Origin of the sequence: Serratia sp. 2C06 (assembly GCF_050037615.1) — a bacterium.
Lineage (GTDB): Bacteria > Pseudomonadota > Gammaproteobacteria > Enterobacterales > Enterobacteriaceae > Serratia > Serratia ureilytica.
The window spans coordinates 401163-416016 of sequence record NZ_CP188299.1 but is presented as its reverse complement, the minus strand read 5'-3'; the positions used below and the strand labels follow the sequence as shown (position 1 = coordinate 416016).

Here is a 14854-nt window from a genome sequence, read left to right as displayed (position 1 = left end):
GCGAAGCACATGGCAGACATGCATTCACTGTTTATTGCGTTTGTTCTTGGGGTTGTCGAGGGATTAACCGAATTTTTGCCGGTTTCTTCCACCGGGCATATGATCATCGTCGGCGAGTGGCTGGGCTTTACCGGCGACAAAGCCAAAACCTTTGAAGTCATTATCCAGCTGGGGTCGATCCTGGCCGTCGTCGTGATGTTCTGGCGCCGGTTGTTCGGTCTGATCGGCATCCATTTCGGCGGCAAGCCGGTGGAGCACGAAGGCAAAACCAGCGGCCAGCTGAAGCTGGGGCACATCCTGCTGGCGATGATCCCGGCGGTGGTGCTGGGGCTGGCCTTCCATGATTTCATCAAGTCGCTGTTTGCGCCGAAAAACGTGATGTACGCGTTGGTGGTCGGCGGCCTGCTGCTGCTGGCGGCGGAATGGCTGAAGCCGAAGAAGCCTAGCGCGGAAGGGCTGGATGACATCACTTACCGTCAGGCGTTCATGATCGGCTGCTTCCAGTGTCTGGCGCTGTGGCCGGGCTTCTCCCGTTCGGGTTCCACTATCGCCGGCGGCATGCTGGTGGGCGTGAACCGCTATGCGGCGTCCGAGTTCTCCTTCATTCTGGCGGTGCCGATGATGATTGGTGCCAGCGGCCTGGATCTGTATAAGAGCCTGCACTTCCTGACCTGGGGCGACCTGCCGATGTTCGCCGTCGGTTTCGTCACCGCCTTCGTGGTGGCGCTGGTTGCGATCAAGACCTTCCTGTCGCTGATCAAACGCATCTCGTTCGTACCGTTCGCTATCTACCGCTTTATCGTGGCGGCCGTGGTTTACATGGTGTTCCTGTAAGCCTTCACGCCAAGAAAAAACCCCGCTCCGCGGGGTTTTTTTATGCCTGATCGTTGATGATGGTTTGGGTGAGCTTCCACTCGGCCAGCGCCTGCTGGCGGCGGCGTTTGAGCTCGTCGCGGATCGCGGTGCCCTGCAGCCCGCTGGCCACCACCTCTTTAATAGATACCGCGTTCGCCACCTGATACGCCTGGCGCAGATAGTCGCCCTGCGGATAGGGATTCTCCTCAAAGCCGGTACGGCCGCGCGCGTCCGCCTCGCTGGTCAGGATCATCTGCTCCAGCCGGTGCGGCTTGCGCCAGACGTCGATGGCGTCGAACAGCTTCAATAGGGTCTCCGGCCGCAGCTTGTTCACGGTGTGGATCAGATCATGGTACTCGGCCACCAGCTTGCTCAGATCGCGCACCGGGTTAGGCACCCGCAGCCGCTGGCACAGCGCCTCAACCAGCCGCACGCCGGCCGGGCCGTGGCCGTGGTGATGCGGCCAGAACTCTTTTGGCGTCAATCCCTTGCCGAGGTCATGGCACAGGGTGGCGAAGCGCACGTCCACCTCCGGCGTGAGGCGGGCGGCGATCGCCAACGCCATCAGCGTGTGCACGCCGGTGTCGATCTCCGGGTGCCACTTGGCGGGAGCCGGCACGCCGAACAGCGCGTCGATTTCCGGGAACAGCACCGCCAGCGCATCGCAGTCGCGCAGCACCTGAAAATAGACCTGCGGGCTCTGGCTTTGCAGCGCCTTTTCCGTTTCTTTCCAGACGCGTTCGGCGGTCAGCGCGGCCAGTTCACCGCTGTGCGCCATCCGGCGCATCAGGGCGAGCGTTTCGTCGGCGATGCGAAAACCCAGATGGGCGAAGCGGGCGGTGAAGCGCGCCACGCGCAGTACGCGCAGCGGATCTTCGCCGAAGGCGTCGGAAACGTGGCGCAGCACGCGCGCCTGCAGATCGGCCACGCCGCCGTAAGGATCAATCAGCTCCCCCTCGGCGGAACGGGCGATGGCGTTGATGGTCAGATCGCGCCGCAGCAGATCCTCCTCCAGCGTGACGTCCGGCGCGGCATAGCAGGTAAAACCGGTGTATCCCTGGCCGGATTTGCGCTCGGTGCGCGCCAGCGCGTACTCCTCGTGGGTGTCGGGATTGAGGAATACCGGAAAGTCTTTGCCGACCTGCTGGTAGCCCAATGCCAGCAGCTCGGCCGGCGTGGCGCCCACCACCACCCAATCATGATCGACCACCGGAATGTCGAGCAGGCTGTCGCGAACGGCGCCGCCGACCAGATAAATCTGCACTGTTGACTCCTGAATATCGTGTAAGGCTCTGTCTATCAGATTACATGAATTGGCCGCGGGATGTCGGCGCCAATGAAAAGGGCGCCCGCAGGCGCCCATACTCAAACTGAACGATACTGAGATCAGTTCATCCAGCGATTGTTGTTCTTGCGGCGCGGGATCAGGTGCGGCAACAGCAGGCCCAGCAGCAAGCCGACGCCGGCGACGCCGCCGCCGTACATGAACCACTGCAGAATAATGGTGCGCTGTTTGTCGTCGAGCTGCAGGTTAACGGCGTTAACCTTCTTCTGCGCGACCACCAGCTGGTTTTTCAGATCCTGGTTTTCCTTCTGCAGGCTGCTGATGGTGCTGTCGCTGCCCGCGACTTTTTCCTGCATTTCCGCCGTGCGCTGGTTCCAGGTGTTATCGATGTTGGCCAGCTTGTCGGTCAGGGTTTTCACCTGCTGTTCCAGCTCGGGCACGCGGGTGCGCAGGCTCGGCGTCTGGCTGAGCTGATCGAGTGGGATCCAGGTGGTGCGGCCTTTCGGATCGCGGATCTGGCCGTAGTTGGTGCTGTCGTTGACGCTCAGCAGGGTGACTTCTTCACCGGCGTTCAGAGTGCCGACAATACGGTACTGATTACCTGGGCCGCTATGGACGTAAGTGCTTAACTCATCGGAGATATAGCGTTTATCTTCGGCATGTGCGCCCCAAGTGATGCTGAAGCTCAGCGCGGCAAGGCAAATCAGGCGTAATTTCTGCATTAGTTCATCGTTTCTTGGTGAATTTATGGAACGATAGTAGAGCGTTCAGTCTGACGACGCAACGCCAAAACCGGAATGAGAACTATCTTACTGTGGCTGATTCTGTGAGTTGCGCGGCGTTTTATAACGTAACAGGTTTTTTCTACAGTTAGCAGGGTTAAGGCGCCGGGAATCGCGGTAAGATAACGGCAACTGTGCGTCATTGGGCAGTATGCGGCGGCCGAACGCGCCGCGCTGAAACAGACGTGAATGCATAACTTATTGGTGTTAAAGAATTATGACCGTTGAAATTGAACTGAAATTCATCGCCGCGCCGCAAGCGGTGGCCGCTCTGCCGCAATGGCTTGCCGCCTGGCCGCATCAGCATTCCGCGCCGCAAAAACTGACCAACATTTACTTCGAAACGGCCGATAACTTCCTGCGCAATCACGACATGGGGCTGCGCATTCGCGGTTTCGACGATCGTTATGAGATGACCATCAAAACCGCCGGTAAAGTGGTGGCCGGCCTGCACCAACGTCCGGAATACAACGTCGCTATCGCCGAGCCGCAGCTGGCGCTGGCGCAGTTTCCTGCCGACATCTGGCCACAGGATTGTGATATCGCGGCGCTGCAGCAGGCGTTGCAGCCGCTGTTCCGTACCGACTTTGCGCGTGAAAAGTGGGTGGTCACTTACGGCCAAAGCGAGATCGAGATTGGCTTGGATCAGGGAGAGGTGCGTGCCGGTGACCTCAGCGAAGCCCTGAGCGAGATCGAACTGGAGCTGCTGAAAGGCAACACCGCCGATCTGCTGGCATTGGCCGGCGAGCTGGCGGCCCATGGCGGGCTGCGTCAGGGCAGCCTGAGCAAGGCGGCGCGCGGCTACCACCTGGCGCAGGGCAATCCGCCGCGCGAGGTGCGCCCGCTGCGGGTGCTGAAGCCGGCGGCGAAGGCGACCGTGGAGCAGGGGATGATCGCCGCCTTCGAGCTGGCGCTCAACCATTGGCAGTACCATGAGGAGCTGTGGCTGCGCGGCGATGCGCAGGCGCGCGGGGCGGTCCTCGAAGCGGTCGGCACCATCCGCCAGGCGCTGGTGATCTTCGGCGGCCTGGTGCCGCGCAAGGCCAGCGCCGATCTGCGCGCCCGCCTGACCGAGCTCGAACCGCTGTTGGCGGACAAAGCCGCGCAACCGGAAAGCCTGTGCTACAGCGCGGCCTATCTGCAATGTAAGTTGGCGCTCACATCATGGCTGGTGCGCGGCGCCTGGCGGCCGTTTATCGACGCCAAAGGGCAGGCCAAACTGGACGGTTCTTTCAAACGCTTCAGCGACATCATGCTGGGGCGCAGCGGCGCGGAGCTGAAAGAAGCCTTCAGCCGTACGCTGAACGAAGATGAATATCAGGAACAATTGCCGCGCCTGACGCGTCAGATTTCGGCGCTGGTCCTGCTGTCGGGTGCTTACCCCGACGAGCAGACCGAGCCTTATATCGACGCCTGGCGCGAGCTGCAGGCGGCGCTGAGCGAGCGCCGCCAGGGCTGGTATGAAGCCAGCCGCAAACAGGCCTTATCGCATGCGCCATTCTGGTTAAACGGCGCGCTTCGTTAATCCAGCCGGCCCGCCAGCCGTGGGCCGCAGAACGGGTCATACACTATGTCGCCACTTTCAGCCGCGTTACAGGCTCAGGCACAGCAGGTTGTGCAGCGTTTTCAGGAAGTTCACGGCGCGGACTGCGCCTTTAGCGAGCAAGAGCAGTGGGTGCTGGCGTCGAGCGACTTCGTCAGCGACGCGCTGCTCGCCCAGCCGGCCTGGCTGGCGACGCTGCGCGAACAGCCGCCGGCGCCTGGCGAGTGGCAACACTACGCCGCCTGGTTGCAGGACGAGCTGGAAGAGGTGCGCGACGAAGCGCAACTGATGCGCACGCTGCGTCTGTTTCGCCGCGAAACGCTGGTGCGCATCGCCTGGGCGCAGGCGCAGGGGCTGTGTTCGACCGAAGAAACGTTGCTGCAGCTGAGCGGGCTGGCGGAGACGCTGATCGTCAGCGCGCGCGACTGGCTGTACCAAACCTGTTGCCGCGAGTGGGGCACGCCGTGCAATGCCGACGGCGAACCGCAGCCGCTGTTGATCCTCGGCATGGGCAAGCTGGGCGGCGGCGAGCTGAATTTCTCGTCGGATATCGATCTGATCTTTGCCTACCCGGAAAACGGCCAGACTCAGGGCGGGCGGCGCGAGCTGGATAACGCCCAGTTCTTCACCCGTCTCGGCCAGCGGCTGATCAAGGCGCTGGATCAACAGACCATCGATGGCTTCGTCTATCGCGTGGACATGCGGCTGCGGCCGTTCGGCGACAGCGGCCCGTTGGTGATGAGCTTTGCGGCGCTGGAGGATTACTACCAGGAACAGGGGCGCGACTGGGAACGCTATGCGATGGTGAAGGCGCGCCTGATGGGCGGGGCGGAAGACGCCTACAGCCAGGAGCTGCGTAAAACGCTGCGGCCGTTCGTGTTCCGTCGTTACATTGATTTCAGCGTCATTCAGTCTCTGCGCAACATGAAGGGCATGATCGCCCGTGAAGTGCGGCGGCGCGGCCTGAAGGACAACATCAAGCTGGGCGCCGGCGGCATTCGCGAAATCGAATTCATCACCCAGGTATTCCAGCTGATCCGCGGCGGCCGTGAACCGGCGCTGCAGGGGCGTTCGCTGCTGCCGACGCTGCAGGCGGTGGGCGAGCTGGGGCTGCTGGAAAGCAAGCAGGTGCGGGCGCTGAGCGCCGCCTACCTGTTCCTGCGGCGGCTGGAGAACCTGCTGCAGGCGATCGGCGATCAGCAAACCCAGACGCTGCCGCAGGAGGCGCTCGATCAGGCCCGGTTGGCCTACGGCATGGGGTTGGCGGATTGGCCGGCGCTGATGGCGGCGCTGGACGTGCACATGCAGGCGGTGCGCGCGGTGTTCGACGACCTGATCGGTGACGATAGCCCGGATGTCGGCGAAGATCCCGATTACCAGCACTATCACAGTCTGTGGCAGGACGCGCTGGAGGAGAACGAGCTGGCGCCGCTGACGCCGCACCTGGACGAAGAGGCGCGTCGACAGATGCTGCGCACCATCGCCGATTTTCGTCACGACGTCGACAAGCGCACCATCGGCCCGCGCGGCCGCGACGTGCTCGATCAGCTGATGCCGCGCCTGCTGGCGGAGGTATGCCCGCGCCAGGACGCACCGACCGCGCTGGTGCGGCTGGCGCAGCTGCTGCTGAGCATCGTCACCCGCACTACCTATCTCGAGTTGCTGGTGGAGTACCATGCGGCGCTCAGCCATCTGATCCGCCTGTGCGCCGCGTCGCCGATGGTCGCCAACCAGCTGTCGCGTTACCCGCTGCTGCTGGACGAGCTGCTGGATCCGGCCACGCTGTATCAGCCGGTGGCGCTGGACGCCTACCGCAGCGAGCTGCGGCAGTATCTGCTGCGGGTGCCGGAAGACGACGAAGAGCAAAAGCTGGAGGCGCTGCGTCAGTTCAAACAGGCTCAGCAGCTGCGCATCGCCGCTGCGGATATCGCCGGCGCGCTGCCGGTGATGAAAGTGAGCGATCACCTGACTTATCTGGCTGAGGCGATCATCGACGCGGTGGTGCAACAGGCCTGGAGCGACATGGTGGCGCGCTATGGCCAGCCCACCCATTTGCAGGAGCGGGAGGGGCGCGGCTTTGCGGTGATCGGCTATGGCAAACTGGGCGGCTGGGAGCTGGGGTACAGTTCCGATCTCGATCTGGTGTTCCTGTTGGATTGCCCGCCGGAGGTGATGACCGACGGCGATCGCTGCATCGACGGCCGCCAGTTCTACCTGCGGCTGGCGCAGCGGGTGATGCATCTGTTCAGCACCCGCACGTCCTCGGGCATTCTGTATGAGGTGGACGCGCGCCTGCGGCCTTCCGGCGCCGCGGGGATGCTGGTCAGCACCGTCGAGGCGTTCGCCGACTACCAGCAAAACGAAGCCTGGACCTGGGAGCATCAGGCTCTGGTGCGCGCGCGCATCGTGCACGGCGATCCGGCGCTGCATCAGCAGTTCGACGCGATCCGGCGCGAGATCCTGTGCAAAACGCGCGATGCGCAGACCCTGAAGCGCGAAGTGCGCGAGATGCGCGAAAAGATGCGCAACCATCTCGGCAACAAGCAGCGCGATCTGTTTGATATCAAGGCCGATGAGGGCGGCATTACCGACATCGAATTTATCGCCCAATATCTGGTCTTACGCTATGCGCCGGGTGAACCGCGCCTGACGCGTTGGTCGGACAACGTGCGCATCTTCGAGCTGATGGCCAATTACGACATCATGCCGGATGAAGAGGCGCGCGCGCTGACCCAGGCCTATGTCACCATGCGCGACGAGATCCACCACCTGGCGCTGCAGGAACATTCCGGCAAGGTCGGCAGCGGGCTGTTTGCCGCCGAGCGCGAGCAGGTGCGCGCCAGCTGGGCCAAATGGCTGGATTAATACCTTTTTGCGGGTATTCCGGCGGTCTGTGGTAATATCTGCGCCACTAAAATTTTGTTCTTTTTTGGAGTTATCGGATGAAAGTTACGCTGCCTGATTTTCGCCGCGCCGGTGTGCTGGTGGTCGGTGACGTCATGTTGGATCGCTATTGGTATGGGCCGACCAGCCGCATTTCACCGGAAGCCCCGGTGCCGGTGGTCAAGGTCGATACCATCGAAGAGCGTCCCGGCGGCGCGGCTAACGTGGCGATGAACATCGCTTCGCTGGGCGCCACTTCCCGTCTGGTGGGCCTGACCGGCATCGACGATGCGGCGCGGGCGCTGAGCGCCAAGTTGAATGAAGTCAACGTGCGCTGCGACTTCGTCTCGGTGCCGACCCATCCGACCATTACCAAGCTGCGCGTGCTGTCGCGCAACCAGCAACTGATCCGTCTCGACTTCGAAGAAGGCTTCTCCAACGTTGATCCGCAGCCGATGCTGGAGCGCATTCAGCAGGCGCTGCCGCAGATCGGCGCGCTGGTGCTGTCCGATTACGCCAAGGGCGCGCTCAGCCAGGTGCAGGGCATGATCCAACTGGCGCGCGCCGCCAAGGTGCCGGTGCTGATCGATCCGAAAGGATCCGATTTCGAGCGCTATCGCGGCGCGACGCTGCTGACGCCGAACCTGTCCGAGTTCGAAGCGGTGGTGGGCCACTGTAAGGATGAAGCGGAACTGGTGGAACGCGGCATGAAGCTGGTGGCGGATTTCGAGCTGTCGGCGCTGCTGGTTACCCGTTCCGAACACGGCATGACGCTGCTACAGCCGGGCGTTGAGCCGCTGCACTTGCCGACCCAGGCGCAGGAAGTGTTCGATGTGACCGGCGCCGGCGACACCGTGATCGGCGTGCTGGCCGCCTCGCTGGCCGCCGGCAACTCGCTGGAAGAGTCCTGTTTCCTGGCCAATGCCGCCGCCGGCGTGGTGGTGGGCAAGCTCGGTACCTCCACCGTGTCGCCGATCGAACTGGAGAACGCGGTGCGCGGCCGCGCCGAGACCGGTTTTGGCGTGATGACCGAAGCGCAGTTGAAACAGGCCGTCGCGCAGGCGCGTCAGCGCGGCGAAAAAGTGGTGATGACCAACGGCATCTTCGACATTCTGCATGCCGGCCACGTCTCTTATCTGGCCAATGCTCGCAAGCTGGGCGATCGCCTGATCGTGGCGGTGAACAGCGATGCGTCGACCAAACGCCTGAAAGGGGAAAAACGCCCGGTCAACGCGCTGGAGAACCGCATGATTGTGCTGGGCGCGCTGGAAGCGGTGGATTGGGTGGTGCCGTTCGAGGAGGACACGCCGCAGCGCTTGATCGCCGACATCTTGCCGGATCTGCTGGTCAAAGGCGGCGATTACAAGCCGGAAGAGATTGCCGGCAGTGCGGAAGTGTGGGCCAACGGCGGCGATGTCAAAGTGCTGAACTTTGAAGACGGCCTGTCGACCACCAACATCATCAAAGCGATCAAAGACGGGCGCGGCTAACGCCGGGCGACGTAAAGAACAAGGGCGCGCGGTGCGCGCCCTTGGCGGGAATTATTCGTCTTCCTGTTTGGCGGCCGGCGCCGCGCTCAGCTTGCTTTCCAGCTCGGCCATGCGCTGTTCCAACAGCGCCAGCTTTTCGCGGGTGCGCAACAGCACCTGAGTCTGCACGTCGAACTCTTCGCGGTTAACCAAATCCAGGCGGGTCAACTGCGACTGCAGCACCTGACGGATTTTTTTCTCAACGTCTTCCCCGAATTCACGAACGCCTTTAGGCATGGACTCATGAACCTGGCGTGCGATTTGTTCGATTTTTTTCGGGTCAATCATGGCGTATCCCTTTCAGAGTTTAATAGCTGCCGCTTAGTGTAATGCGAGTTGCCCGCCGGATAAACACCATTAAGCGCATTCGCCGCGCGTGGCCGAATTGTGCTTTTGCCAATTGCCCTGTCTATCCATTAGCGTTATAGTCATCTTGCTTATTCTCAGGGCGGGGTGAAAGTCCCCACCGGCGGTAAATCACCTTCTACGGTGAAAGCCCGCGAGCGCTCAGCCAGCCTGTAAAGGCCGGTTAGAGGTCAGCAGATCCGGTGTAATTCCGGGGCCGACGGTTATAGTCCGGATGGGAGAGAGTAACGGTATCTGCCGGGCATGCGCCCGCTTGCGTTATTTTTTTAGCTATTGCTAGCTACTCCTCAAGATCGCCCTGGTTCTGGTAATCCATAATTTTTAATGAGGTTTTTTACCATGAATCAGACGCTACTTTCAGACTTCGGCACGCCGACAGAACGCGTTGAACGCGCGATCGACGCACTGCGCAACGGGCGCGGCGTGATGGTGCTCGATGATGAAAACCGTGAAAACGAAGGTGACATGATCTTCGCCGCGGAAACCATGACCGTTGAGCAGATGGCGCTGACCATTCGCCACGGCAGCGGCATCGTGTGCCTATGCATCACCGAAGAACGCCGTCAGCAGCTTGAGCTGCCGATGATGGTGACCAACAACTCCAGCCAGTTCCAGACCGCCTTCACCGTGACCATCGAAGCGGCGCAGGGCGTGACCACCGGGGTTTCCGCTTCCGATCGCCTGACCACCATCCGTGCGGCGGTGGCAGACAGCGCCAAGCCGAGCGACCTGAACCGTCCGGGCCACGTGTTCCCGCTGCGCGCGCAGCCGGGCGGCGTGCTGAGCCGTCGCGGCCACACCGAAGCGACTATCGATCTGGTCTCCATGGCCGGTTTCAAACCTGCCGGCGTGCTGTGTGAACTGACCAACGACGATGGCAGCATGGCGCATGCGCCGGAAGTGATCGCCTTCGCCAAACAGCACGACATGGTGGTGCTGACCATCGAAGATCTGGTGGCCTACCGCCAGGCGCACGAGAAAAAAGCCAGCTGATAGCCGGCCGCTTTCAACGATAAAAAAGCCGCGTAATGCGGCTTTTTTGTATCTACCGTTCTGACAGGCGTTCGCTGATGCGGCTGGCGTAATTCATCACGTGGAAGGTGTAGTTCTCCTCAACCGTACCCTGGAACAGATGTGCCCAGGGGCCGATGGCGTAGATGCCGAGATCTTCCCCGCCGTGCGTCTCGCTTTTCAGCGGCACCAGCGCCGGCTGAATAAAGTCGGGCGCGGTGGTTTGCTCCATGGTCAATGCCGGGCGCTCGGTCAGCGGGATCGCGCCGCCGGGGCCGTTGGCGAAACCGAGGGTGGTGTAGGGCTTGCCGTCGCTGCCCAGCCGAGGTTTACCGTCGACGCCGACGGAAATGCCGAGGATAGGATTGCCGCGCTTGGCATAGCCGGCGATGGTCAGCGTGTGGCTGTGATCGCCGGTCACGATCACCAGCGTTTCGTCCAGGTTGACCTTGCCGACAATGGTTTTCACCGCCTCGTTCAGGGCGACCGCGTCGCTTAGCGTGCGGTAGGCGTTGCCGTTATGGCTGCCGTGATCGACGCGCCCGCCTTCCACCAGCAACAGATAGCCTTCGGGATTCCTGGCCAAAATATCGATGGCCTTGCCGGTCATTTCCGCCAGCGAAGGCTCTCCCGCCGCGTCTTGCCGCCGGTCATGCTCGAAGTTCATGTGCGACGGCTCGAACAGGGCCAGCAAATGGTCGACGTTGCCCGGTTCGATTTTGTCGAACTGGGCCTGATTCCAGACGTATTGTCCGCGCTCGCCGTAGCGTTGCAGCCAGGCCTGCGTCAGGTCACGGCCGTCCCTTCTGGCGCCTTTCTTGCCGGGATATTCCGGATCGCTCACGCTGTCGGGCAGGAAGTTGGCGCGCCCGCCGCCCATCGCCACGTTCAGGCCGTTGCCGTATTTCATTTCCACCAGCTGGCGCGCGATGTCGCGGCAGCCTGCGGTCAGGGCATCCGCCGGCATTTTGGCGTCAGACTCCCAGTCGCGGTTGGCGATATGGGCATAGGTGGCGCCCGGCGTGGCGTGGGTAATGGTCGCGGTCGTCACGGCGCCGGTGGACATGCCGAGCGTTGCGGCCATCTCCCACAGCGTGGTGACGGCCTTGGTTTGCTGATCCTCGCAGTTGTTGAGGGCGGCCGTATGGTTGAGACCCATCAGATCGTTGATGGTTTTGACGCCGGTGGTCATCGCCACCGCGCTGGGCGCGGAGTCGGTGATTTGGGCGTCGGCAGAATAGGTTTTGGCTGCCGCCAGATAGGGGAAGGCTTCCCAGGCCAGCACGTTGGATTCGCCGTCCACGCCGCGCTGCTGTCCTTCAAAAATACGGGCGGCGGTCACGGTGGAAAAACCCATGCCGTCACCGACCACCAGAATGACGTTTTTGGCGCGGTTGGTGTTTGGGGTCTGTTTCAGTCGCTGTTGCAGCTGAGCTTGCGCCTGAAGAAAGTAAGGGTCTTCGCGCTGCGTCAGCGGCGCGTTGTCCGTCGCTTTGGCGGCTGCCGCCCCGGTGGCTAACAAGGACATGGAAAGCGCCAGGCGGGTTGCCAGTGTGAGTCTGAACATGAATTCCTCCTTGGTGAGACGTGATTCCCGTAGCGCCGACGGGCTGCCAACACCCTGTCGACGGCAGGAGGAGTGTATCGATTGTGTTAACAAAAAATACATAAATTGTTCACAATTTAGATCTGTGTGGCAGTAATGCCATGGTATTCATGATTTTTATTAATCATTTGAAAATCATGCATTTTTTAACTTTTTGTTTGCCGGTGCATTTTTGCGATTTTTAATTCAAATTTATTGAATATCTTCATCACGGTTATCCGGCTGTGTTGCTGCGGCAAAGCGCGTAATGTAACGCCATAGCACAATTTGAACTAAGGATCGCTCTATGAACACCTCTCGTATGCCGGCACTGTTTCTTGGCCACGGTAGCCCGATGAACGTGCTGGAAGACAACCGCTACACCCAGGCATGGCGTGCGTTGGGTGAGTCATTGCCGCGTCCGAAGGCGATCGTGGCGGTTTCTGCGCATTGGTATACCCGCGGCACTGCGGTCACCGCGATGGAAAAACCCAAAACCATTCACGACTTCGGCGGGTTCCCGCAGGCGCTGTTTGATACCCGCTATCCTGCGCCGGGTTCCCCCGCGCTGGCTGCGCAGCTGCAGCACATTCTGGCGCCGGTGCCGGTAACGGCGGATCTCGGCGAGTGGGGGCTGGATCACGGCACCTGGGGCGTATTGATCAAGATGTATCCCAATGCCGATATCCCGGTGGTGCAGCTCAGCGTCGACGGCACTCAGCCGGCGGCTTACCACTATGAGCTGGGCCGCAAACTCGCGGCGCTGCGCGATGAGGGCGTGATGATCGTCGCCAGCGGCAACGTGGTGCACAACCTGCGCATGGTGAAATGGCAGGGCGATACCAGCGCCTATCCGTGGGCGGAGTCTTTCAATAACTTTGTCCGGGATAACCTGCGTTATCGGGGCGATAACCACCCGCTGGTGGATTTCATGCGCCATGAGGGCGCGGCGCTGTCGAACCCGACGCCGGAACACTATCTGCCATTGCTGTATGTGCTCGGCGGCTGGGATGGAAAAGAGGCCATCAGCGTGCCGATCGACGGTATCGAAATGGGGGCGCTGAGCATGCTGTCGGTACAGGTGGGGTAAAGAAAGAACGCCAGTCAGAGACTGGCGTTTTTGCTTTCAGCGGGGCGATCAGCCGAGGATGGTGTGCGGATAGAAGCGCGACAGATCCTGCGTGATCAATTCGCGATCTTCGCGCAGGCCGATGCCGCAGGGTTGATCGTTCACCAGCCAGCTGCCGATCAGCGTGTAGCTGTCTTCGAACTTCGGTAGCGGATGGAACTGCTGCACGATCATGCCTTCTTCACCGTACGGCCCATCGACGCGCGCCACTTCCTGACCGTTTTCGACGATCTGGATATTGGCGCCTTCGCGTGAGAACAGCGGTTTGGTGACGTAATGATCCATCGGCGGATGATCGTCTTGCGCGAAATAAGCCGGCAGCAGGTTAGGGTGATTCGGGAACATTTCCCACAGCAGCGGCAGCAGCGCCTTGTTGGAGATGATGCTTTTCCAGGCCGGCTCCAGCCAGCGCACGCCGGCGTCTTCCAGCTTGGTGGAGAACATCTCGCGCAGCATGAATTCCCACGGATAGAGCTTGAACAGGTTGCCGATCACCTGATCCTGCAGATCGGTGAACTGGCCTTTCTCGCCGAGGCCGATCTCTTCCATGAACAGGAACTCGGTCGGCAGACCGGCTTCCTGCGCGCAGTCCTGCAGGTATTGCACCGTGCCGCGATCTTCTTCGCTGTCCTGGCAGCAGGCCAGGTGCAACAGGCCGAAGCCGTGATGCGCTTTCAGCTCGGCGAAACGCTCGATCAGTTTCTCCTGCAGGCTGTTGTACTGATCCGATTCCGGATCCAGCTTGCCGGCGTTGATCTGGTCTTCCAGCCACAGCCATTGGAAGAAGGCCGCTTCATACAGTGAGGTGGGCGTATCGGCGTTGTTCTCCAGCAGCTTCGGCGGATTGACGCCGTCGTAGGCCAGATCGAGACGCGAATACAGCGACGGCTGGTTGGTGCGCCAGGAGCTGCGCACGAATTCCCAGGTGTGTTTCGGGATGCAGAACTTGGCCATCAGCTCGTCGCTGGCGACCACTTTCTCCACCACCTGCAGGCACATCTGATGCAGCTCGGCGGTGGCATTTTCGATCTCTTCAATCTGCGCCAGCGTGAACTGGTAATAGGCGTCTTCACACCAGTACGGCTCGCCGTACATGGTGTGGAAACGGAAGCCGAACTCGGTCGCTTTTTCGCGCCAGTCCGGGCGCTCGGTAATGGCAATACGTTTCATGCATCAACCGCCCATGCTGCGAGAGCCGGAGTTGGAGGTGGCGCTGCTGCGCTGCATGCTGGTCTGCTTGGCCACGGTCTCGCCGAAACCGCCGCGGGTCACGGTGTTGGTGACCGCAGGCTTCGGCGCCATGGCGGTTTTCGGCACCGTCATGGTGCGGCCGCCGGCGGTGGCCGGGCCGTAGCTCTTGCCGCTGGCGTCGACAAACTTGCCGTTCGCCGGGCTGGCGGCGTTCTTGGAGGTGAACAGCGGCTGCTGCGCGAAGCCGGAACCGCCCATCAGGCGGCCCATCATGTAGCCCGCCATCAGCGGCATCCAGAAGCTGCCGCTGCTTTGCGATTCCGCCGCCATGCCGGCCTGCGCCGGAGCCGGCGCCTGGGTGCATTGCGCTTCGCCGAACTCGGCGACGCAGTCTTCGCGGGTGGCGTATTTCGGCGCGGTTTTCGCCGCTTCTTTCAGGGCGTTGTTGTAGGCGGTGGTGCACTGCTCGCTCATCGAAGGGTTGGCGCGCGAACAGTCATCGGCATTCTGATACAGGGAGACCGTTTCATCGCTCTTCTCGCAGCCGGCCAGCATAAAGACGGCGCTGATCGCCAAGGCCACGGGCGCGACACGGTAGCTGCGCCAGGATTTGCGGAACGTCTCTTGGTTGATGTTTTTTGTCCGTTTCATCGTTATCAATCCCATCATGCGGGCTGTTTTCGCCCTTTCCCAGT

Annotated in this window: 12 protein-coding genes and 1 riboswitch; of the genes, 6 read left to right on the top strand and 6 right to left on the bottom strand. The window is 61.5% G+C overall.

The features are described from left to right. Nucleotides 1-9 precede the first annotated feature (9 nt). Nucleotides 10-834, top strand: a complete 825-nt coding sequence (bacA, locus tag ACP3TA_RS02335) for an undecaprenyl-diphosphate phosphatase (protein WP_033644592.1) — start codon at nt 10-12, stop codon at nt 832-834. Between the two features lie 40 nt (nt 835-874). Here bacA and ACP3TA_RS02330 read toward each other — a convergent pair whose 3' ends face one another. Beyond that, entirely contained in the window at nt 875-2119 is a 1245-nt protein-coding gene (locus tag ACP3TA_RS02330) for a multifunctional CCA addition/repair protein (RefSeq protein ID WP_033644593.1), read from the bottom strand. Between the two features lie 122 nt (nt 2120-2241). Further along, nucleotides 2242-2862, bottom strand: coding sequence for a TIGR04211 family SH3 domain-containing protein (locus tag ACP3TA_RS02325; RefSeq protein ID WP_033644594.1), 621 nt, complete (start codon nt 2860-2862; stop codon nt 2242-2244). Between the two features lie 277 nt (nt 2863-3139). On the opposite strand from ACP3TA_RS02325, the gene ACP3TA_RS02320 reads away from it, so the two are divergent. The 3 genes from ACP3TA_RS02320 to hldE all read left to right on the top strand — a co-directional run bounded on the left by ACP3TA_RS02320 (nt 3140) and on the right by hldE (nt 8838). Further along, entirely contained in the window at nt 3140-4447 is a 1308-nt protein-coding gene (locus ACP3TA_RS02320; RefSeq protein WP_033644595.1) for an inorganic triphosphatase, read from the top strand. Nucleotides 4448-4492: 45 nt separating this feature from the next. Beyond that, nucleotides 4493-7330, top strand: a complete 2838-nt coding sequence (gene glnE, locus ACP3TA_RS02315) for a bifunctional [glutamate--ammonia ligase]-adenylyl-L-tyrosine phosphorylase/[glutamate--ammonia-ligase] adenylyltransferase (RefSeq protein WP_426784491.1) — start codon at nt 4493-4495, stop codon at nt 7328-7330. A 77-nt stretch (nt 7331-7407) separates the two neighbouring features. After that, a complete protein-coding gene (gene hldE / locus ACP3TA_RS02310) occupies nt 7408-8838 on the top strand; it encodes a bifunctional D-glycero-beta-D-manno-heptose-7-phosphate kinase/D-glycero-beta-D-manno-heptose 1-phosphate adenylyltransferase HldE (RefSeq protein ID WP_033644597.1) in 1431 nt (476 codons plus the stop codon). Nucleotides 8839-8889: 51 nt separating this feature from the next. Here hldE and ubiK read toward each other — a convergent pair whose 3' ends face one another. Further along, a complete protein-coding gene (gene ubiK / locus ACP3TA_RS02305) occupies nt 8890-9165 on the bottom strand; it encodes a ubiquinone biosynthesis accessory factor UbiK (RefSeq protein WP_004937216.1) in 276 nt (91 codons plus the stop codon). Between the two features lie 147 nt (nt 9166-9312). Next, nucleotides 9313-9473: riboswitch (FMN riboswitch) on the top strand. 109 nt (nt 9474-9582) lie between these two features. Here ubiK and ribB point away from each other — a divergent pair. Then, nucleotides 9583-10236, top strand: coding sequence for a 3,4-dihydroxy-2-butanone-4-phosphate synthase (gene ribB, locus ACP3TA_RS02300; RefSeq protein ID WP_033636071.1), 654 nt, complete (start codon nt 9583-9585; stop codon nt 10234-10236). 52 nt (nt 10237-10288) lie between these two features. On the opposite strand, the gene ACP3TA_RS02295 is transcribed toward ribB, so the two are convergent. Beyond that, nucleotides 10289-11821, bottom strand: coding sequence for an alkaline phosphatase (locus ACP3TA_RS02295; protein WP_047573624.1), 1533 nt, complete (start codon nt 11819-11821; stop codon nt 10289-10291). Between the two features lie 325 nt (nt 11822-12146). On the opposite strand from ACP3TA_RS02295, the gene ygiD reads away from it, so the two are divergent. Next, nucleotides 12147-12929: a 4,5-DOPA dioxygenase extradiol gene (ygiD, locus tag ACP3TA_RS02290; protein ID WP_033644599.1), complete on the top strand. Its 783-nt coding sequence runs from the start codon at nt 12147-12149 to the stop codon at nt 12927-12929. 48 nt (nt 12930-12977) lie between these two features. On the opposite strand, the gene ACP3TA_RS02285 is transcribed toward ygiD, so the two are convergent. Both ACP3TA_RS02285 and ACP3TA_RS02280 read right to left on the bottom strand, forming a co-directional pair. Next, a complete protein-coding gene (locus ACP3TA_RS02285) occupies nt 12978-14138 on the bottom strand; it encodes a glutathionylspermidine synthase family protein (RefSeq protein WP_033644600.1) in 1161 nt (386 codons plus the stop codon). Nucleotides 14139-14141: 3 nt separating this feature from the next. Next, entirely contained in the window at nt 14142-14810 is a 669-nt protein-coding gene (locus tag ACP3TA_RS02280) for a DUF1190 family protein (protein ID WP_033644601.1), read from the bottom strand. Between the last annotated feature and the right edge of the window lie 44 nt (nt 14811-14854).